We start from the raw sequence: 26805 nt of genomic DNA, 5'->3' as shown, positions 1-26805 counted from the left end.
GGGTTATTTAAGCGTTGTTTTCAGATGGTTTCTTTTCATGTTTTCTGTTTTTATGTTCCGCCCCAACACTTCTCCTTCGAACACGGTGCTTTCTATCACTGCATTTTTGCAGCCGTTCAGATAGAAGGTATACGGATTGCCGGATGTGGCGGGGGAGGTTCGTGTACGGGTAATGGTGTTATTCCTGAATAAGAGTCCTGCCGTACTTTTGGCATAGAGTACCGGACAATCGAATGTCTTGAAAGTATTGTTCTCGATACGGATGTTCTGATGAACCGGATGCGAGGCATCAACGATTTTGTTGGAAGGATGTATGGCGATGACGGCATGCCCCGGACCTCCGTTGTAGGCACAGTCTATGAAAGTATTCCCTTTGATCCATACATCTTTTACCGGTCCCGATTCATACCATCCTTCGGCATCAGCTTCGATCAGGATAGCACTCATTCCTGTTTTGTAGTACGTATTGTTTTCTATCACTACTTTTCTTGGAGTAGTAACCAAAGTACCTCTTGTGCTGGTTCGTGTAAAGTAACTGTTACGTATTTCCACTTCCGGCGTGCAAGTCATGTTTTCTACACAATCATGGTTGAGTTCCATACCTGTCGGTATATCCCGGTCAAAGCGAACTTCCAATATCCTGTCCGATATTCGTGCTACATTCCGGATTGTTGCCCGGGCAAAGCGTTCCATGGTAGCCGCCCTGACAAAAGCCACTGTGTCTCCCTTGAAATAAGCGTTGAACCCATAGCTTTGTCCGTGCATAAATCGTAATCTGAGTGTTTGCGCATCTACTTTTTCAATGGCTCTCAGATTGGTTCCGTGCACATTTACCGGATCGTCTTGCGCTCCGGCAAAATAACAGCTATCGATAAGGATTTTTCCCTTGCATCCTGAAAAGTGCATCATGTCTGCTGAGGCTGCCAGTAGTCTGCCGCTTCCCGGGCGGGGGGCACACCTGACTCTGTCCATCGTTACATTCTCGGTATACTGGCTGACGATACCTAACCCATGCATATAGTGCATTTGCACCCTGCTTAGTGTAATGTCTTTGCTTTCGAGTATGAAAAGCCCTACCTGGTCACGGATTATATCACGAATGGTCAGCGTATTTCCCACTTTAGGCGTGAATCCTGCCGGGGTTGTAAAACGAATGATTCCGGGAGAAATCTCTTGGGCGGCAGAGTTTGCCAGTATTTTCCATCCTTGGCTGTATGTGAAAGATTCCGTATCCGGGTTGTATTCGATGCAATGATTCTTGTTTGAACGCCATCCTTCGCCATACAGGTTGATTTTTCCATTTACGATTTCATAGCGTGTGTCGGGGTGTACGGATACTTCTGTTTCTCCTTCGGTTACTTTCTTATATTGAACCTCAGAACCTGCCGGCCGTTCAAAGTCGATATGCAGGTTGTTGATTCTTATGTGGCTACAATGCTCCAGAGCAAGGGTTGTCATCTTTCCATGATACATCAGTGTGGCTCCGTTTCCTTCGATGGTCAGGTCATTGATTTTGTCCAGCATCAGTCCCACAGTCTTTACTTTCGAAGGGCATTCCTGTTCTGTCGATGTATTTGAAATGAAGTATTCTTTGCGGGTAGCCCCTTCGGGCCAGATGTCATAGCGTCCGTTGGGGAGTGAAAGCACCTTGGCTCCTGTACGTTTACATTCATCAATAGCCGCCTGTATTTGCGTAACGCAGTTTTCGTACGAGTACGGGGTTGCTCCGAAATCGGTGATGTAGATGGTATCTTTCTGTTGCGCATAGGCGGTAGCGCAAAGCAAAGAAAATGCGGATAAGATGTGCAGATACTTTTTCATGGTATTTAATCTCTCGTTTTATGTATTATTTAATAAGATCAGTGACGGAAACTATTGAGGGATCTAAAGGTATATAATTTTTCTGAATTAGAGATCGGTGAGGAGTTAGATAAAAGCCGTTGGATCACGATTTATTCTCATAAACGCGTTCACCAACGGCTTTAAAATTAAGCAATACTTACCTATTGAAATCTGTGACTTTTATAAGCCATAATCATGCGGGCTATTTATTAAGACTAACTTTTATAGTCCAGATTTTCTTTGTACCGTCAGCAGCCATTACGCTATATTTATGCTCTTGGGTCCAATCGGCAGGTACACCGAACTTAGGTGAACCGTCCAATGGGGTGACACGTGCAGCAGTAGATATATTGACGTAAACCACGAGGTTATTCAATGATACCTTGGCGCGTTCAGCCTCTGTAAATTTGCCTCCTGCGGCAGGAATTGTAAATACGGCTGTAGCAATTCCGTTGTCGGAGTCAATGTCGTTTGTACGGTCCAATTCCTTTTCAGCCACAATGTTTTCTCCGGTGAGGGCATCCTTATCACCGGAGTAGAAGCGGTGGTAAGCGCCTACTTTGGTTATTTCCGCCTCTTCGTAGGCGGGCAGGTCTTCTTTACTGCATGAAGCGATGAGTGGCATACACATCAATAGCAACATGAGCCATTTCGTATCTGATAATTTGATTCTCTTCATATTACTTTTCTTTAGTTTATTAATGAAATACTACGTTTACCATCCCGGGTTCTGGTCACTGTCATTGATGGCAGAGTTGGCATTGATAATGCTTTGTGTAATCGGGAACAGGTAACGTTTCTTAGAGAATGTACGGTCGGCGTTGGTGTAACCTACGGTACCTACAAACATGCGGTGTCTGTCCTGGCTGATTTCAATAAACGTTGCCGGTGAACTCAGTTCAGGAATAATGTCTCCCGCAGGCTTTCCGTGGTTGGCTTCTCCTCCGTACATGCCCCAACGCAACAAGCTCCAGTAATAATCACCCTCCAAAGCTAAGTCTACATGACGTTCAATCTTGTAATCGTTCCATGCGTCAGCCAGTGAAGTGGCAATAGAAGGAGGAAGATTGCCATGAGTGGTACGCGTCTGGTTGAATGTAGCTACCGCACTGCTCACTTTCGATGCATCGTATTTGGCCAGTCCGAGCAACGCTTCGGCTTTATTCAGCAACGCGCGGCCATAGCGGAAGATGACATAATGGTAATCCGTTGGATTGTTCCAAACAATACGCTCGGCATTGATATAGATATATTTGCGCCAGATGTAGTTTGTTATAGGGATATATCCGTTGCCCGGTGTTTTACCGTCTACAGCTGTTCTGTGTAGGTTTCCTCCCTTGTGGAGGGTAATCAGTTCATTGTAGAACATACATGAATCATACTGGATGGAGTGGTAGAAGCGCTGGTCGCGGTTTTTGTAGATAAAATCGTTGATCTGTACATTGGGATCACTGCTGTTTGTCCTGTATGCCAGACTGCTGGCGTCCAGTTCTTTGGCATCTACGGCCATGTCGGCTACATCGGCATTGGATAACGCGGTTGTATTGTTCAGAAACTGTGTCGACTTGTTCCATTTCACACCTTGGTTGGTGGTCTGGTCAATTACTAAATAATCGTCTACCAGGTTTTGAGAAGGCGAGTGTTCCAGCCAGCATTCAAACACCAGATCCTGATTAAAGAACGGACGTCCTCCGTAGTCCTCCAAGCGCTTGTTGCTTTGGTTAGGCAGCATCTCCTGCATAAGTGTTCCTGCACCATTTGTGTTATCTTTGCTATAATATCGTGCCAGGATGATTTCGGGAGAAGTTTTGGCGCCATCCTGATTGAACATGCTGCCATAATTGCTGTCCAGTGTGTATCCTTGTATACCGTCTACAGCAGCTACAGTTTGCTCAAAGAGTGACTTTTTACGTGTGTCGTCTGTGCTGTAGGCAGCTGCCGTTAAACAGACTTCTGATTTCAACGCACGCGCGGCATTGGCATTGATACGTCCCTGCAAGGATGATTCGGGCAATCCTGCGATGGCATCGTCTATATCTTTCAGAATCAAATCGTATGTTTTGTCGATAGATTCTGTAAGAGGCAGATTGAATTCATCGGTTTCTGCCAGTACATGGTCAACCCAGATTACGCGTCCGCAATGTTTGGCAATGTAATAATAGGTCATGGCACGCAGCATTTTTCCTTCGGCTACCAGTGCTTTTTTATCAGCATCGGACAGGCCTGTAGACGCTTGCGATTTTTCGATGATCAGATTGCATCGGCGGATGGTACCGAACTGGTTGAATCCCCATCCCCAGTCGCGGTTCATAAGGTCTCTGGCTTCATTCGGGCAATTTTGCCGCATGACCGAGTTTAGAGTCCATTGCTCTTCGGTACGGATATCGTGGTAGAATGGCAGGACGTTGTTGTAAGTTTGCAATACAAAGGCGTCCGCTGTTGATTTCAGACTCCAGACAAGGTCTTCCGAATAAGATTCCATGGGCTTCGTATCCAGGAAGTGTTCACAGCTCTGGAGTGTCAGTGCTGCGCAAAAGAGCGCGGGAGTGATATATTTTATGAATTTCATATATTGTCTTCTTTTTAAGTTCATATTATTAGAATCCTACATTGACACTGATGGAGTATACTCTTGAAACCGGATAGGTATAAAGGTTTCCGTCACCGATTTCCGGGTCGATATCGAACTTATTCGCTTTACTGAAAGTCAATAAGTTATAACCATTCAGAGAAACGTTGCATTTATTCATCCATGCTACTCTTTTCAGTAATTTATGTTTGAAATCGTAACCGATGGATAGTGTCTTCAGACGAAGATAACCTGTGTTGATCAGCCAGAAGTCCGAACTGCCGTAGTTGTTACTGCCATTGTAGCTTGCCGTACTTCTCAAACGTGGATAGCGGGCTCCCGTATTATTCGGAGTCCATACATCGGTCTGGAAGTCATAGATAACAGGGGGATAGCCGCTGCCGCTTTGACTTCCCTGAATCATACCACCCATGTAGAGATCGGCGGGAGTGGCTCCCTGCCACAGCATGTTCATGAACCAACCCTTATAGTTCAAGTCGGCACTGAAACCATATTGACCGCGAGGCATACTATTTTTACCGATACGGTGTTGGTCGGAACCATCAATGATACCGTCACCGTTGAAGTCATTGTATTTCAGGTCTCCTGCACCCAGGTTGGTGGAACTCTGCCTTTTAGGTGAGTTCATTATATCTTCCTGATTCTGGTAATAGCCCAGACAGTCGTATCCGATACCCCAATATCCTTTGGCTTGAGTCGTGCGTTTGTATGGGTTCTTGGTATCTGTCTCCGCTTCATTCGGGTTGATATTCCAGTATTGGTCAAAGTAAGTAAAATTGCCCGAAAGTGTATATTCGAAATCACCTCTCTTCTCTTTCCATTGCAGAATAAACTCAGCACCTTGGCGGATGAATTCACCGTTTGACTTTACTTTGGGTAATGCGATACCCAACGGGTCAGTATAAGCTACTGCTGACGGAGAGGTCAGATAACCTTTGGTACTTTTGCGGAAATAGTCTACAGAACCAGAAAGACGATTGTTGAGTGATCCGAAGTCGAAGCCGATATTGAAGTCACGGGTGGTGTACCACGTAATATCTTTGCTTACCAGAGCGCCTTCGGAAAATCCCGGATACCAGCTTCCGTTCAGCAGGTAACCACGATCATTTAGTCCGTATGATTGGAGGTAGGCATAGCGTCCGATGGCATCTGAACCGATCTCTCCATAAGAAGCTCTCACTTTGAACTGATCGAAAATATGACGGTCCTTTAATGTCTTCCAGAAACTTTCTTCCGAGATGACCCATGCAAGAGATCCGGCATAGAATGTTCCCCAGCGTTTGCCTCGGGGGAAGTTGTCGCTACCGTCGTAACGGAGACTAACTTCGGCCACATATTTGCTGGCATAGTCGTATTTCAGTCGGGCTACTACACCGGCACGTGCTTGTTCCCCTTCCGAAGAACTGTTTTTGGCTGTAGATACAGGACCTGCACCGATTTGGTCTACATCCAGCAAATACTCTTCGCGGGATAATGATGAGTCGTCAGTGAAGAGCTTGTAAGCTTCGATACCGGCTGTGGCGCTGATCGTGTGTACCTGATTGAAAGTGCGGTCGTAATTGGCAAAACCTTGCACGGTGTACGATGACCAGTTTGAGTAAGACTTACTCAGTGAAGGTTTGCCCGGATCGTTGGGATTGCCGTCCCAGTCATATGCTAAAGGTGATTTTTTCCAGCTCTTTGACTTGTCGTTGTTGATGCGGTAGTTACCCAGTGCTTTTAATCGCAGGCCCGGTACATAAGGTACACTCCATTCCAGTGCGAGGTTGGCTATGGCACTGAGGTTTTCGTTCTTAGTGTATCCGGCTTCGGGGGAGATTTCCAGCAATGGGTTGTCCGGCGTGTTGAATATCTGTCCGTTCGGATTATAAGCTATTTCCCAGGGAGCTTTATTCTGGATATGTCCCCAGGTGTGATAATAGCTGTCTCCTGATTTGGCATTGGGCGATCTTAAGTCCGTCTTATAAGCTTCGATGCTGGAAGTAACTTTCAAGCCTATTTCTTTGAAGTCCGCTACAATGTTTGTACGGAAGTTATAGCGTTTGAAGCTGTTTACGTCGAACTTATAGAGTGACTTCTGATCGTAGAATCCCAGTGAAGTGTATGCTTTTATCTTTTCACTACCACCGGTAACGGTCAGGGTATGCTGCATTTCCGGTGCGAAGTTCTTCAAACAGAGTTTTTGCCAGTCTGTATTGGGGTACTTACGTGGATCTGACCCGTTACGGAACAATTCCAGCTCGGCATCCGTATAAGCCGGTGCCAATCCGTCATTGGTCATACTCATGTTCTTGTAGAAGGCTGCATCGTGAGCATCCAGTTTATTGGGCATATTGGCAGGCTGGCTCCAGTTATAGTTAAAGTTATAGTTGACGCTCATTTTTCCTGCTTTACCTTGCTTGGTGACTATCATTACAATACCATTGGCGGCACGTGCTCCGTAAACGGCAGTAGAAGCGGCGTCTTTCAAAATCGTGATCTGTTCGATATCCTCAGCATTCAGGTTGCGGAAATCGCGTTCTTCCGAGATAACATCGTCGATTACATATAGAGGAGTACCGCCACCGCGGATAGAAATACTGGAGAAATTGTTCAGACCTCCACCGCTGGTTGTAACCAATAGACCCGGCGCACGTCCCGCCAGGCTTTGGGTGATGTTTGCCGTTGGTGCTTTGATGATGTCTTCGGTGTTGACACTGGCAATGGCAGCAGTGGTTTTACGTTTGGAAGTCGTGCCATAACCTACCACGATGACTTCATCTAATGTCTTGGTGTCTTCTTCCATGGTGATACGCAAATCTCTGGACTTTCCAATAGCGATTTCCAACGGTTTGTATCCGATGTAGCTGATTTCAAGTACGGCCTTGCGAGGGGCATTGGACAGAGTGAATTCTCCTTCCAGGTTGGTAATGGTGCCGATAGTGCTTCCTTGTACTTTTACAGAGGCACCGATAATGGCTTCTCCGTTTTCATCGACTATTTTACCTGTGAGTTTCTCCGTTTTACTCTGCTGTGTGGCTGTGACAGCATATGTTTCATAAGTGTCTGCTACGGCAACTTGTGATGTCGTGCAGAATAACAGGAGACTGATGCCTGCTATTTTCAAAAAGTGCATTTCTCGAGGGCATGTGAGCTTCGGAAACAGGTTAGTTCTTTTTGTCATACATTAAATTATTCGGTTAAACATAAAAATGTGATTTGGAGGATATAGATCAGACTGTCTAATCTACATCGATTTGGGAGGATTCTTTCAGGTTCTCATAGGCATTAGCTTTTGGTTTATAATATTAAGTCTGTTCAATAACCTTGCTGAACTATGCTGATTGTTATCTGGAAAAAATAGAGCTAAATGAGATAGGTTCTTTCAGTACTTTTACCATCTGTATTAGATTGATTATTAATGGTGTACTAAGTGGAGTGTAAAACGGTGAAGATGCTTGGCCGAATATTTTAATGCTTTTGAGTGGGAGGTATAATACCTATTTTCTACCTTTTACTTATATATGTATCTGGAATATAGTTGATTATCGTTTATGGGAAGAGTTGTGAACGCTATCCGCATGTTTCTTCTGCCATTTCAGTGCTAACCGAATGAATGAAAATCTTAATGATATTAAATCCTTATTATATAAATTATGTTGGCATAAAAAAATATAGTAAAAAGTTGCAGGGGTATTAACTTATTGTTATCTTTGGCCCCATAATAAATGCTAATAATTGCAAATGCAATGGTTAACTGGTTCTAAGAGCTATCTGTTGTCTTTTCGTATAATTCCTAAGTACTGAAAGAACTTGGGAAAAAATCACAAGCTATTTTGATAATAATTTGAAAAGGCACGGAAAAACAATCGGATTCCCCCATACCCTCTGCAAGGAAGAAATATAAAATAGAAATATTAGATTGATGGAGTCATCGGTCATGCACTTGAATGTAACTGAAAGTGGAGATGAACGGTGTGACTTTATAGTGTTTCCGGTGCACCATATTTTACCATCTCACTCTTGTCTCTGATAAAAGCTATAATAAGGAATAACAAAAATGGCACTTAATACCATTTAAAAACAACTTACCCAAGAATACGCTGAACTGCGTAAACTTGGGTAAGATTTTTTAGGTTAGTGAGGCCTTAGGATTCGATTTCCTTTTACAGCCCTCACATAGTAGCGATAAATTGCTTATTGAAAATAACCTATTGAAAAATGTCAGGTCTTTCTTTATCTTTAATTCGGTAATTCCAATGCTGAAGCGCCATCTTCAATAGGCCATCCCGGATTTTGATAAATAGGTGAGTTTTTCACATCACCATCAGGGGATGAAAGCATGAAATCGCTGAATACGATTGGGTACAAGTAACAAGCCGGTGTCCATGTATATCCATTATACATCGTATTGTTTTTTTCTGTCATTCTGTAAGGACACAAGTTATTGCCGCTTGCAGTCTGATTTGAAACATTTGCTTGATCACCGGTTGTAATCAACCGACTTTCACCTTTATCGTCTTTATAAAGTTCAGCAGCACCGCCTCCCCACAAGTTAAATCCTTCGATAACATAATTCTTCACTTGGTCGAGCGCACGCCAACGTTTCAAATCCCACATTCGCATGCCATCTGCAATGAACTCACATCTGCGTTCACGACGGATATTATACAGCGTTTTATCTATCGGCTGACCAGCTGAATAAACTGCCCAGTCATCTTCTTTAGAGTAATCAGTAGCAGCAATTGTTTTGTTGAAATCCGGATCTACACCTGCACGTGTACGAATTGCTTTCCAATAATTTTCTGCGGTAGCATCTAAGTTGCTGTTCTTTTCGTAACAAGCCTCCATATAATTTAACATAGCTTCTACACCACGGAATACAATACAGCCGTAATCAGACAAGAAGTGAGTATCGCCACCACTTCCTTGTGCTGTTTCGTACGACATGGCTTTACGTATATGATAACCGGTTACGTTTCTTCCTTCCGGTAACTCCAGGATCTTTGGTACATTCCATGTCGTCGGATCACTCTCTACCGGCTCTTGTTTCATTTGTAGTCTATCCAGCTCTGAGGCCGAGAACAGTCTCAAACGGTAGTCCCTGTTCTGAAATTCTTTATAGATATGGTCATCCCCTTGATATTGGCTGTTCGAAGCATACCATGGTAAACCGTTCTCCATCAAGAATGTCTTGACGTATCCTTTTGTAAAACCATAATTACCACCTCCACGAGATGTGTAATAAGTAGCATTGTGATTTACGCTGAGTGCTTTATCATAAGCCTTCCAGAATACAACCTCTGACAGATCTTCCAAGTTTTTAGAATTATACATTTCAAAGAACGGATTCCATCCCGAAGCAGAAGCGGTAGGATTCACCTCTTTGCTATTCGCGGTCAATGTTACCTGATCTCCTACTTCTTTCGCAGCAGCCATAGCTTCTGTTAAGAAGAAGTTAATTTCCTGATTGACGTCAATGGTAAAGTCCTTCAAATAATCTTTTTGTTTTCCCGGCCACGTATCGTCACCCGGTACGCGTCCGGTACCTCTATGATATTTCAGCCAAGTAGCTTCAGATAAAGCGACTCTTGACTTCACCAGTAACGCCGCATTACGTGTCAGACGATTTTTTCCACCTACGGGGCTGTTAGTCATCAGTTCGGCAGCCTTATCCAGGTCGCTAAGGATGAAACGTGCCACTTCGTTACGCGGACGACGCTTACTTGCTTCGATAAGATCTTCTTTCTTATCAGATAATACCTTAGTGAGGATAGGGAAGTCTCCAAGATTCTGTAGCTTGCTGAAATACTCCCATGCTCTGAGGAAATATATCTCGCCGATATATTGTTTAATATTCTTTTCAACACCTTCGATTTCTCCTGCTTCCCAACGCGGGATAACCGTTTCCAGGAAATAGTTCAGGTTACGGATAGTGCCGAATCCCCATGCGTCATAAGTACCTACACGCCACTGTCCCGGTTCCCAATAAGTTGTGTTGGGTGATGCAGTAGCTTGATTATCAGTGCCATTGTCTGATACGATCGGCCCCCCATTATATCCACTATGAACATTGAAACTGTATGCATTGATAGCATAAGCTGCCAATTGACTTTCATTCTTAAGATATGTATCCGGAGTAACTGAATCCAACGGCTCTCTGTCCAAAAAATCTTCGCAAGAGGTCAATAAAGACGCTCCGGCCAACAGAGATAGAGTTATATATTTGAATGTTATTTTCATAAAAAGTATCAATTAAAAGTTTACGTTAAGACCAACAGACCACACTCTTGCCAAAGGATATGCTTTTCCTGCATCACTAGTGCTACCTAATACTTCCGGATCGAATACCCTCATCTTTGTACCTGTCCACAAATTATCTCCTGAGACATATACACGAAGTGAATTTACAGCAAATTTCTTAGTAATAATGCTCGGTAAAGTATAGCCAAGCTGCAAATTCTTCAAACGAATATAAGCACCGTTTTGTACGTAACGTGACTGTGTCAGAGTATTCTTTCCACCTTCACTGCTGCCACCGCCAAAGATGACTCTCGGATAGTAGGCATTTACATTCGGTCCAAATACACTTTCTGTATCTTCCGGACGGAAATAATCTATGTGATCTTTGAAAGCGGCAGCCTGCCACATTCCCTGTCCGTTGGCTCCCCAGAAATATGGTCCTCCGACAACAACATCACGTTTGCCTACTCCTTGGAAGAAAGCACTGAAATCGAAACCTTTCCATGATGCATCTACTGTCAAACCATACTTAAATCGTAATTGAGTATTGGCTACCACCTTCAAGTCGCCGAGATCATTTAAAGTACCGTCTCCTGAGGAAATTTTACCATCTCCGTTCAGGTCTTTGTACATGATGTCACCGGCGGCCCACTTACTACCTAACTGGCTCTGTCCTCCATTGGGTAATGAAGCCAAATGTGCTTCCATTTCCGCATCTGTTTTGGCAATACCTACTGTCTCATATCCCCAAACCAGACCATCCATTCTTCCTGCATACCACTGGTTTCTATTCAGTTCCTCGTTCGGATAGCGTGTTACCTTTCTCTGGTCATCAGAAAGGACAAACTTCACTCCGTAATTAAAATCTTTAATGCGGTCCCTCCAAGAAACTTCCACCTCAAAGCCCCATGCTTTCATATCCGCATTGTTTATTTTAGGAACCGTAGCACCCAATGTTGCCGGTAATTGTGGAGCCGGACCAATCATATCAAGTGTATTACGAACGAAATAATCAAATGAACCCGTCAAGCGATTGTTGAGTAAGCCGAAGTCGAAACCAATATTCCATGAACGAACGGTTTCCCATGTCATCTCAGCACTCACAATACCCGGTGCAGAAGCTGTATTTGGTTTCTTTCCATTAATCAGCCAACCACTGTTTTCAACACCTGTAGGCATCGTCTGATAGAAAGGATAGAAGGCTTTCGTGTTACAGTTGCCCAATTCACCCCATGAGCCTCTGATCTTGAAGTTATTCACAATGTGTTCCAGATCTCTCCAGAATGATTCGCGAGAAACATTCCAACCGGCAGAGAATGATGGGAAGAAGCCCCAACGTTTATCTCCGATGAAACGAGAAGATCCGTCATAGCGGCCATTGATTTCCAGCAAATAACGTTCTTTATAGTTATAATTAATACGACCAAAGAAACCGGCGTTTGCCCAGTGGGAATAACCGCCATTCGCTTTTTGTTCAGTAGTAGCAGTATTCAATGTCGGAACATCCGGAGTTATTAGCTCATCACGCTGTCCTGATAAGTTTGTCTTTTTATACAACTCGGCATTAAAACCTCCCATCACTTTGAAGTAATGATCACCAATCTGCTTGAAATAGTCAGTATACAAGTTGAGAGAATAATTGTTTTCTTTCCAATAACTCTGGCTGACGCGTGACATCCCCGGAGTATATCCGTCAAACCATGACATGGCAACAGGGCTCCCCTCGTCATCATGATAATATACAGGCAATATTTCCCACTGATTTTGATTATTGACAATCTTCATGTTACCTTCAGCATGGATCAACCAGTCCTTCAAAGGTTCAATAACCAACTGAAGCTGTTGGTAGAACTGATCTTTCTGAGTCACATCACGTCCACCATCTTCCATCTGAATAATTTCACTATGATCCAAGTAATATCCATTGGCATCTTTTACCGGATTGGTCGGCCAGCGGCGAGCGATATTATGGTAGAAATTACCCGTCAGATAAGAAGGGCGGTCATAATCCTCACGAATAAACTTGGTATTGTACATTAACTTCACATATTTAGAAAGTGTTGCGTTAATTTTGCCCGAAAGGTTATAACGAGTCAGACGGTCATCTCCATGGCGGGTCAGTCCCTTATCACCCATGTATCCGGCCGAAACCATGTAGGTCACTTTATCTGTACCTCCATTCACTGATATATTATGCTCATTAGATACGATACTGTGATACTGCTCTTTAAACCAGTCAGTATTGGCCCATGCACCGGCATATTTCTTCCACTGACCGTTTTCCCAGGAAATTCCGGATGCATCCGGCCCTGTTAATGTTCCCTGTTGGAATGCCAGAATCTTATCCATCACATCTTGAGTGAACTTAATATTACCGTTCTGATTAATACCGGCCTCGTTCCAATAATTGGCAAAACTCCATGAATCCATCATCTCCGGCATTGACATAGGAGATTTAAAACGGACATTAGTGCTATAATTAACACTTGTGCGACCTGCTTTACCACTCTTGGTAGTGATCAGGATAACACCAAACGGCGCACGTGAACCATAGATAGAAGATGCGGCAGCATCTTTCAATACAGAAATAGTCTCTATATCATTAGGGTTAATGCTGTTCATATCTCCTTCCATACCATCGATAAGGATTAAAGGAGAAGAATTAGATCCGTCACCAATCGTACCCGCACCGCGAATACTAATATTCATTCCTGCATCCAATGCGCCACCCGCAGCAGGCACTGTTAAGTTCAAGCCCGGAACGACTCCCTGTAAAGCCTGTGATACGTTAGAGACCGGACGTGATTCGATCACCTTAGCGTCTACCATGCTTACGGCACCGGTTACGTTTACTTTTTTCTGTGAACCATAGCCCACGATAACAACCTCATCCAGTACCTCGGTATCCTCTTTCATTGTAATCTGGAGGGCTGTACCTTCTGCTTTAACTGTAACTGTTTTATAACCAATGTAGGAGATCTCAAGTGTAGCGCCTTTGGGGGTATCGATAGAGAATCTTCCATTTAGGTCAGTGATGGCACCCATGGTAGCATTGTCTTTTACTTTGATGGATACGCCAATCATGGCTTCTCCGTCTTGGTCCACTACCGTACCTGTTGTTTTCACTTTCTGCTGCTGTACAGTGGTGATTTCGTGCTTTTCGTTAGTATCGGCTGCCGCTTGCTGAGGTGTTGCACACCATAGCATGATAGAAGCAGCGATTGCCATTTTCAGGCGATTTGTTTCTCGAAGCCGGATTAGGCTCGGAAACAGGTTAGTTTTTTCTGTCATACACTAAATTGTTCGGTTAAACATTCATTTGTTAATTCTTTTAAAGTTTGATTATACAGATGGAACTTTATTCCTCTGTATCATTTAGTTTTTTGTGTCTTTACTTTATCATAGGTATTTCTTAAAAATTATATTTTAGTTATTTAAAGGGGCATTTATCTTATCTTGTCTTGTCATGTTTTATAGTCGTGTATATATATTATTATAGTATCAGTATGACCACTATCTCAGTTCTAACTGAACTTAGATGGAGAGAATATATAAGATTGATTATCACACAAAATGTGATATAAAAGATAGATATATGTAAATGTATAATAGACAAATGACCAATTTGATAAAAAAATATCACAAAAAAAACAATAATATGAACGAAGAATCAATTTAAATTTTCTACCCGGAAAAATTTATTCTTTCATTTTTTACAAAAGCTACTTTAGCTATCAAAAATAAAATGGCAAATGCAGACCTATATTTTTCAATCTTTTATTAATATCTCTTGTTTCTTATTAATATTTGTTTTACTTTTGCCCAAAGTAAGGGCTTAAAGGCATAGTAGCATTCTATCGACAGTTGATGGGATTTTGAAAAAATGAATTTAGGACTAACAATATATAGGACAAAGAGGGTGTCCGAAAAGGGTACCCTCTTTTTTTATGTAAAAGTCCGAACTTTCCCAAGCTCGGACTTTTTAATTTGCTCTAAAATGTTTATCTTAGAGCATGTTAATCGATAGTGCAAATATACAATTTAAGGAGTATTCTCAAGGTATGGATTCCTTATTTCCTTGCCGTCTTGATGAAAATATTTCTTCGGATGCTCCGGTCCGGCTTGTCAACCAGATTGTTGATAAGCTTGACATCAGTCCGTTGTTATCTACTTATAAGGGTGGTGGTTGTCCTGCTTATTATCCCCGCATGCTTTTGAAAGTGTTGTTCTTCGCCTACCTGAACAATGTGTACTCTTGTCGTAAGATAGCACGTCTACTTCAGGAGAACATCCTTTACATGTGGCTTTCGGGCAAGTCCACTCCCCGACTTCCGTACCATCAATGATTTCCGCAGCAAGCGTTTGAAGAGTTGTATCCACAGTTTGTTCACTCAGATTGTGCTCATGCTTGTTGAGTTGGGATATATCAGCCTGGAAAAACAATATATCGACGGGACCAAGATGGAGTCGGCAGCCAACCGTTATACTTTCGTCTGGCGCAAAAAGTGTGGAAAAGTATAAGGATCGTCTGGAAAATAAGATTCAATGTATACTTTCTCAAATTGATGAGGGTATTCTCGGTGACAACACCGCTCCTGGAGAATCAACTCTTCCTATTGACAGCCATGCTCTGAAAGAAAAATAGATGCCATTAATCTGGAGAACCGCAATAAACGTGAACTTCGTCAGATTAAAAAGCTTAATGAGGAGTACTTACCTAAGCTGCAGGAATATGAGAAACACTTGGAAATAATGGGGAAAGAAACAGCTATTCCAAAACAGATCCTGATGCGACTTTTATGCGCATGAAAGAAGACCACATGAGGAACGGTCAGCTTAAACCGGGATATAATCTACAGATATCCACGGAAAACCAGTTCATAACAAACTATGCTTTCTATCACAATCCGGGTGATACGTTGACGTTGATTTCATTTCTATTGTATGGCCGGATGAGATACTGCCGGTTCATGAAAGAGGTTTGTGCGGATGCCGGATATGGAAGTGAGGAAAATTATGAGTTTATGGAACGCTTCGGTATAAGCGCTTATGTGAAATATAATTATTTTCATATGGAACAAACAAAAAATGGAAATGTGACATCTCCAAACAAGATAATTTGTATTATAACGAACCGGAAGATTACTTTGTATGTCCGATGGGACAGTATATGAAATTTGCCTACACGATAAAGGCTGTCAATGATAATGGATATGAAAGTGAAATAAGTGTTTACCGTGCTAAGAACTGTCAGGGATGTCCCCTACAAAATAAATGTCACAAAGGGAGAGGAAACAGGGAGATCAAGGTGAATCATAAATTAAGGCGGTACAAGCAACTGGCACGTGAGAAACTCACTTCATCAAAAAGGGCTTGAACATAGGAGCAAAAGACCGGTGGAGGTGGAAGCGGTCTTCGGGCAAATAAAATGGAATAAAGAGTACAAGAGGTTCAGGCATAAAGGCTTGGAGAAGATTGTCATGGACTTTGGAATATTGGCTATTGCATTTAACATCGGAAAAATGATCTGCAAGCAGAAAAAGGCTAAGAAAGGGAGGGATGGAAAGGATTATAAGACTGATAAAGGGAGAAAATTGAGTTTCATGAGGGGCATTTTTATAAGTTGTTGGATAAATCACAAAAAAAGAAAAAAGTTAGAGGGTACCCTTTTCGGACACCCTCTTCTGCTAACAAATAACAAGTCTTTTACAAGCAGAAGGCTTGTTGTTTGCATATAGGAAAAAAGTAGTATGAAAACGGTATTAACAATGTTAATTGAGAAAAGATGCTAATCGGTGGGTTTTGTAGTATAGGATAAAAAGAAAGGCGACTCCGCAAGGAGCCGCCTTTCGATTATTTAAAGTTGTTAACTTTGTCTGATTAGAGTTTCGGACCAGCAGCAACCAACTTCTTACCAGCTTCGTTTCCAGTGAACTTAGCGAAGTTCTTGATGAAGCGACCGGCAAGGTCTTTTGCTTTTTCGTCCCACTGTGCAGGATCAGCGTAAGTATCGCGAGGATCAAGGATCTTCGGATCAACACCCGGAAGTTCTGTAGGAACAACAAAGTCGAAGAAAGGAATAACCTTAGTAGGAGCTTTGTCGATAGAACCGTCAAGGATAGCGTCGATGATACCACGAGTATCTTTGATAGAGATACGTTTGCCGCTTCCGTTCCATCCTGTGTTAACCAAGTATGCTTTAGCACCGGTCATTTCCATCTTCTTAACCAATTCTTCTGCATATTTAGTCGGGTGCAATGACAAGAATGCAGCACCGAAGCAAGCAGAGAATGTCGGAGTCGGTTCAGTGATACCACGTTCTGTACCAGCCAATTTAGCTGTAAATCCAGACAGGAAGTAGTACTGAGCTTGTTCCGGGTTCAGGATAGATACCGGAGGCAATACACCGAAGGCATCAGCTGACAAGAAGATAACTTGTTTAGCGTGAGGACCTTTAGACACCGGTTTAACGATGTTTTCGATGTGGTAGATAGGATAAGAAACACGAGTGTTTTCTGTTACTGATTTATCAGCGAAATTGATTTTGCCATCAGCAGCTACTGTTACGTTCTCCAACAGAGCGTCACGTTTGATAGCGTTGAAGATATCCGGTTCACTTTCTTTATCCAAGTTGATAACTTTAGCGTAGCAACCACCTTCGTAGTTGAATACACCTTCGTTGTCCCATCCGTGTTCATCGTCACCGATCAATTTACGTTTCGGGTCAGTAGACAAAGTAGTTTTACCTGTACCGGACAAACCGAAGAAGATAGCAGAGCTGGTTCCTTCCATATCTGTGTTAGCAGAGCAGTGCATAGAAGCGATACCACGAAGCGGGTTCATGTAGTTCATGATTGAGAACATACCTTTCTTCATTTCACCACCGTACCAAGTATTCAGGATAACTTGTTCTTTAGTCTTCAGGTTGAAAACTGTAGCAGTTTCTGAGTTCAGACCCAGTTCTTTGTAGTTGTCAACTTTTGCTTTAGAAGCGTTGAAGCATACGAAATCAGGTTCTCCGTAGTTAGCAAGTTCTTCAGCTGTCGGGCGGATGAACATGTTAGTTACGAAGTGTGCCTGCCAAGCTACTTCCATGATGAAACGTACTTTCATGCGAGTACCTTCGTTAGCACCACAGAAAGTATCAACAACGAACAGGCGTTTGTTAGAAAGTTCTTTAACGGCTTTAGCTTTCAGGTCAGCCCAAGCTTCTTCTGAACAAGGTTTGTTGTCGTTCTTGTATTCTTCAGAAGTCCACCATACTGAATTTTCAGAAGCTTCATTCTTAACGAAGAATTTATCTTTAGGAGAACGGCCTGTGTAAACGCCAGTCATTACGTTTACAGCACCCAATTCTGTTACTTGACCTTTTTCAAAGCCTTCCAGACCTGGTTTTGTTTCTTCAGCGAACAAAACATCGTAAGACGGGTTGTGCAGGATTTCAGTTACACCTGTAATACCGTACTTGCTTAAATCTAAATTTGCCATTTTCTTTTGAATTAATTAAAATTGGTATATTGTTTATTATCTCTTTCTGGCATTTTGGAGAGGAATGTTTTTAAACATACCCTTGTAAATCGACTACAAAAGTAATGCTTTCTTTGGAAACAAAGAATATATTAGAGAAATTTTTCTTTAATAGAAACCGTTTTATGTTTACGTAACAATATCTGCAAACTGAACGTTGCAAATTGAAAGATTATCACTTACTTTGCACCGTATAAAACCTGAATATTAAAACGCAGTTGAAAAGATGAAGATTATTAATTTAAGTGAGACAAACTCAATATTGAATCAGTATGTATCAGAGATAAGGAACGTTGAGGTTCAAAACGACCGCTTGCGTTTTCGCCGTAATATTGAACGTATCGGCGAGGTAATGGCTTATGAAATGAGCAAGACGTTCGCTTATTCGGTAAAGGAGATACAGACCCCGTTGGGAATAGCACCTGTCAGTACACCGGACAATCAGTTAGTTATCAGTACGATACTTCGTGCCGGCCTGCCTTTCCACCAGGGTTTCCTGAGTTACTTCGATTATGCTGAGAATGCGTTCGTTTCAGCTTATCGCAAGTACAAAGATACGCTGAAATTTGACATACATATTGAATATATCGCTTCACCGCGTATTGACGGAAAAACTCTTATCATTACAGACCCGATGCTTGCCACAGGTGGCAGTATGGAGCTGAGTTATCAGGCTATGCTGACCAAGGGGCATCCTTCTGAGATTCATGTCGCTTCGATTATTGCCAGCCAGAGGGCTGTAGACCATATAGCCTCTATTCTGCCAGAAGATAAAACTACGATCTGGTGTGCCGCTATCGATCCTGAGATTAATGAGCATTCGTATATTGTTCCCGGTTTGGGCGATGCGGGCGATCTTGCTTTCGGTGAGAAAGAGTAAAAAAGATAGAAAAGGTGATGACCGGACAGCCTGCCTTCTTGCTCTCTGATTATGGATCGGGGAGAAGAAGGCAGGCTGTTTTTTTATAAAATGGTTTCTGATGGCAAGCAAGAAAGAAGAGATTTATGTATCTTTGTCACCACTATAATGAAACGTGGAAAGATATAATTAAAGTGAAAAATAAATTTTCTAAAATATTCTCAATAGCTGTTTATACGTCTTTTGCTTTATCGGTCGGGGCTTGTAAGAGTGATCCCGTCCGGCTGCCGGAACTGAGCGGGCACCGGGGAGCCGATTGCATCGCGCCGGAAAATACGTTGGCTTCAGCGGATTCTTGTATAAAGTATAAGATTGACTTTATGGAGTGTGATGTCTGTATCAGCAAGGACAGTGTGTTTTATTTGTTACACGACTCTACTTTAGACCGTACGACGAATGGAACAGGACCGATTGCCGGATGGCTTTCGGCGGATATTGATACGCTGGACGCAGGTTCGTGGTTCGGAGAAGAGTTCAAGGGGCAGCGCGTACCCCGGTTGGAGGTTTTGTTGCGCAAGGCCAAACAGAACGGATTAAAACTGACCCTCGATTATCGTTCGGGGGACTTCGGGCAATTGCTCAGTCTGGTGCGCAGAGAAGGAATGCTGGAAAATTGTACATTCACTTTTTGGTCGGACAAACAAGCAAAAGCATTTCGTGAGGCGGCTCCTGAAGTACGGACTTTGCAAGCGTATGTGGGAGGTGGTGCCGAACTTGATAAGGTTATAGCGGAAATAAACCCTAATATTGCAGTTATCCGGATCGATTCATTGGATGAGCATTTGGTGGAGCGTTGCCATAAAAAAGGGTTGAGAGTGCTTGCGTTAGCATTGGGCACCGACAATGTGGAAGAGTCCGACCGGAAAGCTATTGAACTTGGAGTGGATGTGTTGGCTACGGACAGACCGGAATTGTTTGTGAAGAAATACAGACCAGAGCATACATGGAAGGAGTGAAACGATGCGGGGACAGATATGATCTAAAAATAAGGGGTATCGTTCAACGATACCCCTTATTTTTAGATCATATGAATTAACGGGAAGGGTGTTTTATTTTACTTCCCATGTTTCATTGGTCATCAGTAACTCCTTGAAGTTGTGATACTTCTTTTTGCCTTTCACTTCGTCGATCTGTTCAACGATTGCATCGTTATAGGTTGGAGCTTCCACGTCACGAATCACACCGAGTGCAATCGGGAAATCCGGTCCTTCCATCAGTGCTAACTTCAGTTGCAAAGTGTTGTCTTGGCTGTGGGCATCGTGAACCAGGATGTCTTTTTCCGTAATGCCGTTTTCGCCTACTTTCACCACTTTCAGTCCGAAACCTTCCTGCATCAGTCCGAATTCTTTGTTCTCACCGAAGAGCATCGGTTTGCCATGCTCCAGATAGATTGCATTCTTAGAACGTCCCTCTTTGGTTGCTACCGATTCGTGTGTGCCGTCGTTGAAGATGACACAGTTTTGCAAAACTTCTACGACTGATGCCCCTTTATGGTTGGCGGCAGCTTTCAGGACTTCGACAGATGCCGGTCCGTCTACTGCTACACAACGCGCAAAGAAACGTCCGCGCGCTCCGAAGCAGAGCTCTGCCGGATGGAACGGGTCTTCTACGGTTCCGTAAGGAGACGATTTGCTGACGAAACCACGGTCGGAAGTCGGAGAATATTGACCTTTAGTCAGACCGTAGATACGGTTGTTCAACAAAATCATATTCAGGTCGATATTGCGACGTACCGCATGGATGAAGTGATTGCCGCCAATGGCCAGCCCGTCACCGTCACCGGAAATCTGCCAGATGGTTAAATTCGGATTAGCTACTTTGGCGCCTGTTGCGACAGCAGCTGCACGTCCATGAATGGTATGGAAACCGTAAGTGTTGACGTAATAAGGCAAACGGGAAGAACAACCGATACCGGAGATTACGGCAATGTTGTGTGGAGCTACTCCCAGTTCGGCCATGGCCTTGTGCAGAGAGTTCAGGAAAGCGTGGTCACCACATCCCGGGCACCAACGAGGCTGGCCTGATTTATAATCTTTTGCTGTATATACTGTTTCGCTCATCTCTTATTCCTCCAATAATTTAGTAAATGCTTCTACAAGTTCTCTCGTTACGAACGGCTGGCCCTTTACTTGGTTGAACTGGCTGATATTCAATCCGGGCACTTTCATGCGCAGATATCCTGCAAACTGTCCCAGGTTCTGTTCGGCCACCACGATCTTTTTGTATTTCTTCAGTACTTCAGCGGTGTTCTTAGGCAGCGGATTGATATATTGGAAATGGGCAAGTCCCACTTTCTTTCCGTTTTTGCGCATATGTTCCACAGCTGAATAGAGATGTCCATAAGTACCGCCCCAGCCAACTACCAACAGGTCGGCATCAGTATCGCCCTGTACTTCAAGTTCGGGGATGCTGTCGGCTATCTTTTCTATTTTAGCCTGGCGTAGAAGCGTCATTTTCTGGTGGTTCTCAGGTTCTGTAGAGATCACACCTGTTTCATTACTCTTTTCAAGTCCGCCGATGCGGTGCATGAATCCTTCTGTTCCGGGAACGGCCCAATAGCGTGCGCCGCTCTTTTCGTTACGTTGGAACGGAGTCCATGTTTCGGCCATCTCCGGTGTCACATACGGCGGTTTGATAGCCGGATATTCGTCCAGGTCAGGAAGTTTCCAGGCCGCAGAACCGTTGGCGATGAAGGCATCGGTCAGCAGTACTACTGGAGTCATGTGCTCAAGAGCTATTTTGGCAGCCATATAGGCGGCATCAAAGCAGTTAGTGGGCGAAGTGGCTGCAATGACGGGCATCGGGCTTTCGCCATTGCGTCCGTAAAGGGCTTGCAACAGGTCGGTTTGTTCCGATTTGGTTGGCATACCGGTAGAAGGTCCCCCGCGCTGTACATTAATTACGACCAATGGCAGTTCGGCAATAACAGCCAGGTTCATGGCTTCGCTTTTCAGGCAGACACCCGGTCCCGAAGTCGTTGTTACAGCCAGATCGCCTGCAAAAGCCGCACCAACGGCCGAAGCACATCCGGCAATTTCGTCTTCACACTGAACGGTTTTCACCCCCATTGATTTATGTTTTGCAAGCTCGTGCAGGATGTCGGTAGCGGGAGTAATAGGATATGATCCTAAATAGAGTTCCAACCCGGCTTTTTCCGCAGCGGCGATCAGGCCGTACGATGTAGCTTTGTTACCATTGATATCGGTATAGAGTCCTGCGGCTTTCGGAGTTTTACTTTCAATTTTGTAAGTGGAAGTAGAAGCGTGCGTATTGGCTCCATAATTGTAACCGTCGTTCAGCACTTTGATGTTGGCAGCGGCAATTTCCGGTTTCTTGGCGAACTTCTCGTTCAGCATTTTCTCTGCGGCGGACAGGTTACGGTTGAACAACCAGCATACTAATCCGAGGGCGAACATATTTTTGCAACGCAGCATGGCTTTGTTGTCCAGTCCGGAGTCTTTGAGGCTCTCCTTGCACATCGATGAGATGGGCACTTCGAGCACTTGTTGTTTGATTCCCAGCTCTTCAAAAGGGTTGCCTGTTTTAAACTGTGCTTTTTCCAGATCTTTTTCTCCGAAGGAGTCGGAGTCAGTGAGGACCAGTCCCTGCGGTTTACAGAATTTAATTTGAGTTTTCAGTGCGGCGGGATTCATGGCTACCAATACGTGGCAATGATCACCGGGGGTGAATATTTTACTTGCGCCAACGTGTACCTGAAAACCTGACACACCTGTCAGCGACCCTTGCGGAGCACGGATATCTGCCGGATAATCGGGAAATGTACAGATGTCATTTCCAACCGTAGCCGACACGTTCGAGAAGATGTTGCCGGCCAACTGCATACCGTCGCCGGAATCGCCGGAGAAGCGAACAACCACTTCCTCCAATTCTTTAACCATCATTTCGTCTGCCATAATTCTATTTATATATTTAAATTTAGGATTAACATTAACCGGTGTTAGTGTGTTCTTAGAATATTAACCACCAGCGTGTCTTTTTTGTTTGTCACTTCCTTGTATATGTGGCAGGCAAAGTTCGCAAAGTTAAGTGACTTAACAAAATCTTTTCTGATTTATCTGTAGGGCTTTATTAAAAGATACCCGTTTTGCTGCTATTTTGTTCTCCGGAGTAAGCAAAATGTCTGCATTTTGTCCGAATATAGGCATTCTGACAAGCAGATTGATATTGCTTCTTCACCCTTCTTCTGACGAATTGCTCTTCAATCGGCTTGATAGGTAGATATATGATTGTATTTTAATTGAATTTTCTTTCGTTTTTTGTGTTTTGAGTTCATTCTTGTGATCGCTCGTCTATTCTTTATTGATATAGGAGGTATTTGCATATTCTTCTTGTATAAATCTATTCTTCGGGGTTTGCCAAATCGGGAGAATGCGTTATCTTTGCAGTCGATATCTATCATGGCCCTGTAGTTCAACGGATAGAATAGAAGTTTCCTAAACTTTAGATAGGGGTTCGATTCTCCTCGGGGCTACCATAAAACAAAAAGCCTCCTTCGCATAATCGCGAAGGAGGCTTTTTTATTACCTTATAATATATCAGGCTTTATTCTTCTGTAGTAGTTGCCGGTGCCGAACCTTTTTTGTTTTTCAGCATCATATAAGCAATCGGAGAAGCTACGAACAGTGATGACAGTGTACCGATAACAACACCCAGAATCATTGCGAAGGCAAAGCTGCGGATAGAATCACCACCCAGGATGAAGATACACAGCAATACGATCAACGTACTCAATGAGGTATTGATGGTACGTGCCAGAGTTGTGTTCAGAGAGTCGTCGAACAACTGTTTCACATTGCGTTTCGGATACAGACCGAAGAACTCACGAACACGGTCGAAGATTACCACTTTATCGTTGATTGAGTAACCGATAGCGGTCAAGATGGCACCGATGAAGGTCTGGTCAATTTCCAGAGAGAACGGCATCCAGCCCCAGCACAGGGAGTATGCACCTAAGATCATCAGTGTATCACTGGTCAGAGCTACAACGGAACCCGCACTATAAGCGATGTTACGGAAGCGGATCAGGATGTACAGACCAATGGCGATCAGGGCGAATACAACCGACCAGATAGCTGAAGTCTTGATATCGTCGGCGATACTCGGACCTACTTTCTGTGAACTGATAATACTGCCGCCTGTGTGGTTGTCACGGTCGATGAATGTAGCCAGGGTGATGTTCTGAGTCAGCATGGGTTTCAATGCTTCGTACAGGTAAGATTCGATTTCCGAGTCCACGTTGTTACCTTCGTCCTGAATGCGGTAGTTGGTACTGATACGTACAGTCTTCTTGTCGGTACCGATAGAGATGACACTTACGTTGGCATCACCGAACTTGTTAGAAATCAGCTCACGTACCTGTTCCGGTTCAATCGGATTTTCGAACTGAACCTTGAAGTTACGTCCACCGGTGAAGTCGATACTCTGGCTTAAACCGCGGGTTACCAATGAACCGATGCAGATCAGCAGGATCACGCCTGTGATAGTCAACCATTTCTTGTTGCCACCCATAAAGTCGAAGTGGGTATTTACCAGCATCTTCTTTGAGATAGGTGAAGTAAATGTCAGATTCAGCAGTTTGTCTTTGTTCATGAAGTGTTCGTAAACCAGACGGGTCATGAACACGGCTGTGAAGAATGAACAGAGGATACCGATGATCAGGGTTGTGGCGAAACCACGGATCGGACCTGTACCGAAGTAGAACAGGATGATACCGGTGATGATAGAAGTCAAGTTGGAGTCGAAGATAGCAGAGAAGGCATTTGAATAACCGTCCGCCAATGCTTTCTTCACGCCCTTACCGCTACGAAGCTCTTCTTTGGTACGTTCGTAGATCAACACGTTCGCATCCACCGCCATACCGAGTGACAGCACCATACCGGCAATACCTGACATAGTCAGTGCGGCCTGGAAAGATGAAAGGATACCCAGCGTGAAGAAGAAGTTCAGCACCAAAGCGCCGTTGGCAATCATACCCGGGATGAATCCGTACATAGAGCACATATAGATCATCAACAGGATCAGAGCGACAACGAATGAGAAGATACCTGCGTTAATGGATTCCTGACCTAATGACGGACCAACGATGTCTTCCTGAACGATGTGTGCAGGAGCCGGCATCTTACCGGACTTCAATACGTTAGCCAAGTCCTTTGCCTGTTCCGGAGTAAAGTGGCCGGTGATCTGTGAGTTACCGCCTGTGATTTCGTTACTTACGTTCGGTGCGGAATATACATAGTTATCCAATACGATGGCGATGGACTTATTGATGTTCTGTTTGGTCAGCAATGCCCAACGGCGTGCACCGTCAGAGTTCATCGACATGCTTACAGACGGTTTGCCATATTGGTCGTAGTCGTCTTTGGCATCGGTTACAACGTCACCTTCCAGCGGTGCTTTGCCATTACGTTCGGTCGATTTGATAGCATACAATTCGAAAGTCTGGCCTTTCGGATCGTATTCGAACGGAGAAACACCCCATTTTAAACGGAGATCTTTCGGCAATTCGGCAGCTATTTCCTTCATAGCGAGGTATGAATTGACAGTAGCTGTATCTTTGTAGTTGGCGTAACCTACTACGGGACCTCCGTTGGGGTTTACACTCAGGATGGCCAGTAGCGGATGTTCTTTTTTCAATTGTTCCAGATCGGCAGAAGAAGCCTGCTGTTTCTTTTCTCCACCTTTCAGTGCGGCAGCAAGGCTGTCGGCGGCGCTGATTGCTTTATCGGGAGTAGCTTCTGTTGCAGCCAAGGCTGTCGAATCTACTGCGGCAACAGTATCGTTGGCGGTAGTTTCGTGTGCCAGGACTGCGCGGAGTTTAGAGTCGGCAGCCTGCAAGTAAGGAGCTACTTCTTTGGCGTTGTATGTTTCCCAGAATTCAAGGTTAGCCGATCCCTGGAGCAACTTTCTTACACGTTCGGGTTCTTTGATACCCGGAAGTTCCACCATGATACGTCCCATTTTGTCCTCGAGGCTCTGGATGTTGGGCTGAACCACACCAAAGCGGTCGATACGTGTACGAAGCACGTTGTAGGAGTTGGTTACGGCAGCTTTTACTTCTTCTCTCAACACCTTTTCAACTTCGGCGTCAGATGATTTCTGGTTTACTTTGTCTTTGAGCTGTTGTGTTGCGAAGAGTTCAGAAAGCTTGGCACCCGGGGCAGTCTTGTGATACTCTTTAATAAACAGCGTGATCACGTCGTCCTGGCTGGTAGTAGCTTGTTTGGCAGCTTCGGACAGTGCTTTGTTGAAAGCTTCGTCGGGCTTGTTGTCAGCCAATGCTTTGATAACATCGGGTACAGACACTTCGAGGATAACGTTCATACCTCCCTTAAGGTCCAGACCTAAACTGATTTCCATTTCACGACACTGTTTCAGCGTATAGTTACCCAACCATACTTTCTCGTTGGAGAGAGAGTCGAGGTAGTCCTGCTCTACTTTCACATCGCCTTTCGCAAACTCTTTTGCCTTATTGGTATAATGGCGAGTCACGAAGGAGAAAGAGAGGTAGAACACGCATACCAGCGTGAGTAATACCGCAAAAACCTTTACAAATCCTTTGTTTTGCATTTTACTTTTAATTTATTATGATTACATTTTAATTGATTTCTGTCGCATACAAGGCTGCAAATATAGTTTTTTTTTCACATTCAGAAGTAATTAGGAGGCAAATATTTGAATGTGAAGG

General features: G+C 43.8%; 12 protein-coding genes, 1 tRNA gene and 1 pseudogene. 4 read left to right on the top strand and 10 right to left on the bottom strand.

Annotated features, from left to right (window positions below):
- Positions 1-3 precede the first annotated feature (3 nt).
- The 6 genes from DBK98_RS03135 to DBK98_RS03110 form a co-directional block, all read right to left on the bottom strand.
- Positions 4-1821: a right-handed parallel beta-helix repeat-containing protein gene (locus tag DBK98_RS03135; protein WP_032535417.1), complete on the bottom strand. Its 1818-nt coding sequence runs from the start codon at positions 1819-1821 to the stop codon at positions 4-6.
- Between the two features lie 223 nt (positions 1822-2044).
- Complete coding sequence (locus DBK98_RS03130) at positions 2045-2521, bottom strand: hypothetical protein (protein ID WP_005781788.1); 477 nt, start codon at positions 2519-2521, stop codon at positions 2045-2047.
- Positions 2522-2557: 36 nt separating this feature from the next.
- On the bottom strand, positions 2558-4411 hold the full coding sequence (locus DBK98_RS03125; protein ID WP_032535418.1) for a RagB/SusD family nutrient uptake outer membrane protein: 1854 nt from the start codon (positions 4409-4411) through the stop codon (positions 2558-2560).
- Between the two features lie 28 nt (positions 4412-4439).
- Positions 4440-7595 carry a TonB-dependent receptor gene (locus DBK98_RS03120; protein ID WP_005811741.1) on the bottom strand — a complete coding sequence of 1052 codons (3156 nt, stop codon included), beginning with the start codon at positions 7593-7595 and terminating at the stop codon, positions 4440-4442.
- A 1058-nt stretch (positions 7596-8653) separates the two neighbouring features.
- Positions 8654-10654, bottom strand: a complete 2001-nt coding sequence (locus DBK98_RS03115) for a RagB/SusD family nutrient uptake outer membrane protein (protein WP_005811739.1) — start codon at positions 10652-10654, stop codon at positions 8654-8656.
- 12 nt (positions 10655-10666) lie between these two features.
- The gene (locus DBK98_RS03110) at positions 10667-13945 is read right to left on the bottom strand and encodes a TonB-dependent receptor (RefSeq protein WP_032535419.1); all 3279 of its coding nucleotides are present in this window, start codon (positions 13943-13945) and stop codon (positions 10667-10669) included.
- Between the two features lie 722 nt (positions 13946-14667).
- On the opposite strand from DBK98_RS03110, the pseudogene DBK98_RS23545 reads away from it, so the two are divergent.
- A pseudogene (locus DBK98_RS23545) lies at positions 14668-16392 on the top strand (IS1182 family transposase).
- A gap of 142 nt (positions 16393-16534) precedes the next feature.
- Here the strand turns inward: DBK98_RS23545 and pckA are convergent.
- Positions 16535-18142: a phosphoenolpyruvate carboxykinase (ATP) gene (gene pckA, locus DBK98_RS03100; protein WP_005811735.1), complete on the bottom strand. Its 1608-nt coding sequence runs from the start codon at positions 18140-18142 to the stop codon at positions 16535-16537.
- A gap of 265 nt (positions 18143-18407) precedes the next feature.
- Here pckA and upp point away from each other — a divergent pair, with 265 nt between their 5' ends.
- Complete coding sequence (gene upp, locus DBK98_RS03095) at positions 18408-19061, top strand: uracil phosphoribosyltransferase (protein WP_005811733.1); 654 nt, start codon at positions 18408-18410, stop codon at positions 19059-19061.
- 125 nt (positions 19062-19186) lie between these two features.
- Positions 19187-20056, top strand: coding sequence for a glycerophosphodiester phosphodiesterase family protein (locus DBK98_RS03090; RefSeq protein WP_005822372.1), 870 nt, complete (start codon positions 19187-19189; stop codon positions 20054-20056).
- Positions 20057-20149: 93 nt separating this feature from the next.
- Here DBK98_RS03090 and DBK98_RS03085 read toward each other — a convergent pair whose 3' ends face one another.
- Positions 20150-21160, bottom strand: coding sequence for a 2-oxoacid:ferredoxin oxidoreductase subunit beta (locus DBK98_RS03085; RefSeq protein ID WP_005781799.1), 1011 nt, complete (start codon positions 21158-21160; stop codon positions 20150-20152).
- 3 nt (positions 21161-21163) lie between these two features.
- On the bottom strand, positions 21164-23014 hold the full coding sequence (locus DBK98_RS03080) for a 2-oxoacid:acceptor oxidoreductase subunit alpha (RefSeq protein ID WP_005811730.1): 1851 nt from the start codon (positions 23012-23014) through the stop codon (positions 21164-21166).
- Positions 23015-23520: 506 nt separating this feature from the next.
- On the opposite strand from DBK98_RS03080, the gene DBK98_RS03075 reads away from it, so the two are divergent.
- A tRNA-Arg gene (locus DBK98_RS03075) sits at positions 23521-23595 on the top strand.
- A 68-nt stretch (positions 23596-23663) separates the two neighbouring features.
- Here DBK98_RS03075 and secDF read toward each other — a convergent pair.
- On the bottom strand, positions 23664-26687 hold the full coding sequence (gene secDF, locus DBK98_RS03070) for a protein translocase subunit SecDF (RefSeq protein WP_005811728.1): 3024 nt from the start codon (positions 26685-26687) through the stop codon (positions 23664-23666).
- Between the last annotated feature and the right edge of the window lie 118 nt (positions 26688-26805).

The organism is Bacteroides sp. PHL 2737, assembly GCF_004115325.2.
Lineage (GTDB): Bacteria > Bacteroidota > Bacteroidia > Bacteroidales > Bacteroidaceae > Bacteroides > Bacteroides hominis.
The sequence above is the reverse complement of the archived record's forward strand: the minus strand, read 5'-3'. Positions and strand labels throughout refer to the sequence as shown.

Excerpts from the sequence above, each read along its gene's own strand:
- DBK98_RS03135 (WP_032535417.1), bottom strand. The coding sequence starts at position 1,821 with ATGAAAAAGTATCTGCACATCTTATCCGCATTTTCTTTGCTTTGCGCT.
- DBK98_RS03130 (WP_005781788.1), bottom strand. The coding sequence starts at position 2,521 with ATGAAGAGAATCAAATTATCAGATACGAAATGGCTCATGTTGCTATTG.
- DBK98_RS03125 (WP_032535418.1), bottom strand. The coding sequence starts at position 4,411 with ATGAAATTCATAAAATATATCACTCCCGCGCTCTTTTGCGCAGCACTG.
- DBK98_RS03120 (WP_005811741.1), bottom strand. The coding sequence starts at position 7,595 with ATGACAAAAAGAACTAACCTGTTTCCGAAGCTCACATGCCCTCGAGAA.
- DBK98_RS03115 (WP_005811739.1), bottom strand. The coding sequence starts at position 10,654 with ATGAAAATAACATTCAAATATATAACTCTATCTCTGTTGGCCGGAGCG.
- DBK98_RS03110 (WP_032535419.1), bottom strand. The coding sequence starts at position 13,945 with ATGACAGAAAAAACTAACCTGTTTCCGAGCCTAATCCGGCTTCGAGAA.
- pckA (WP_005811735.1), bottom strand. The coding sequence starts at position 18,142 with ATGGCAAATTTAGATTTAAGCAAGTACGGTATTACAGGTGTAACTGAA.
- upp (WP_005811733.1), top strand. The coding sequence starts at position 18,408 with ATGAAGATTATTAATTTAAGTGAGACAAACTCAATATTGAATCAGTAT.
- DBK98_RS03090 (WP_005822372.1), top strand. The coding sequence starts at position 19,187 with ATGTATCTTTGTCACCACTATAATGAAACGTGGAAAGATATAATTAAA.
- DBK98_RS03085 (WP_005781799.1), bottom strand. The coding sequence starts at position 21,160 with ATGAGCGAAACAGTATATACAGCAAAAGATTATAAATCAGGCCAGCCT.
- DBK98_RS03080 (WP_005811730.1), bottom strand. The coding sequence starts at position 23,014 with ATGGCAGACGAAATGATGGTTAAAGAATTGGAGGAAGTGGTTGTTCGC.
- secDF (WP_005811728.1), bottom strand. The coding sequence starts at position 26,687 with ATGCAAAACAAAGGATTTGTAAAGGTTTTTGCGGTATTACTCACGCTG.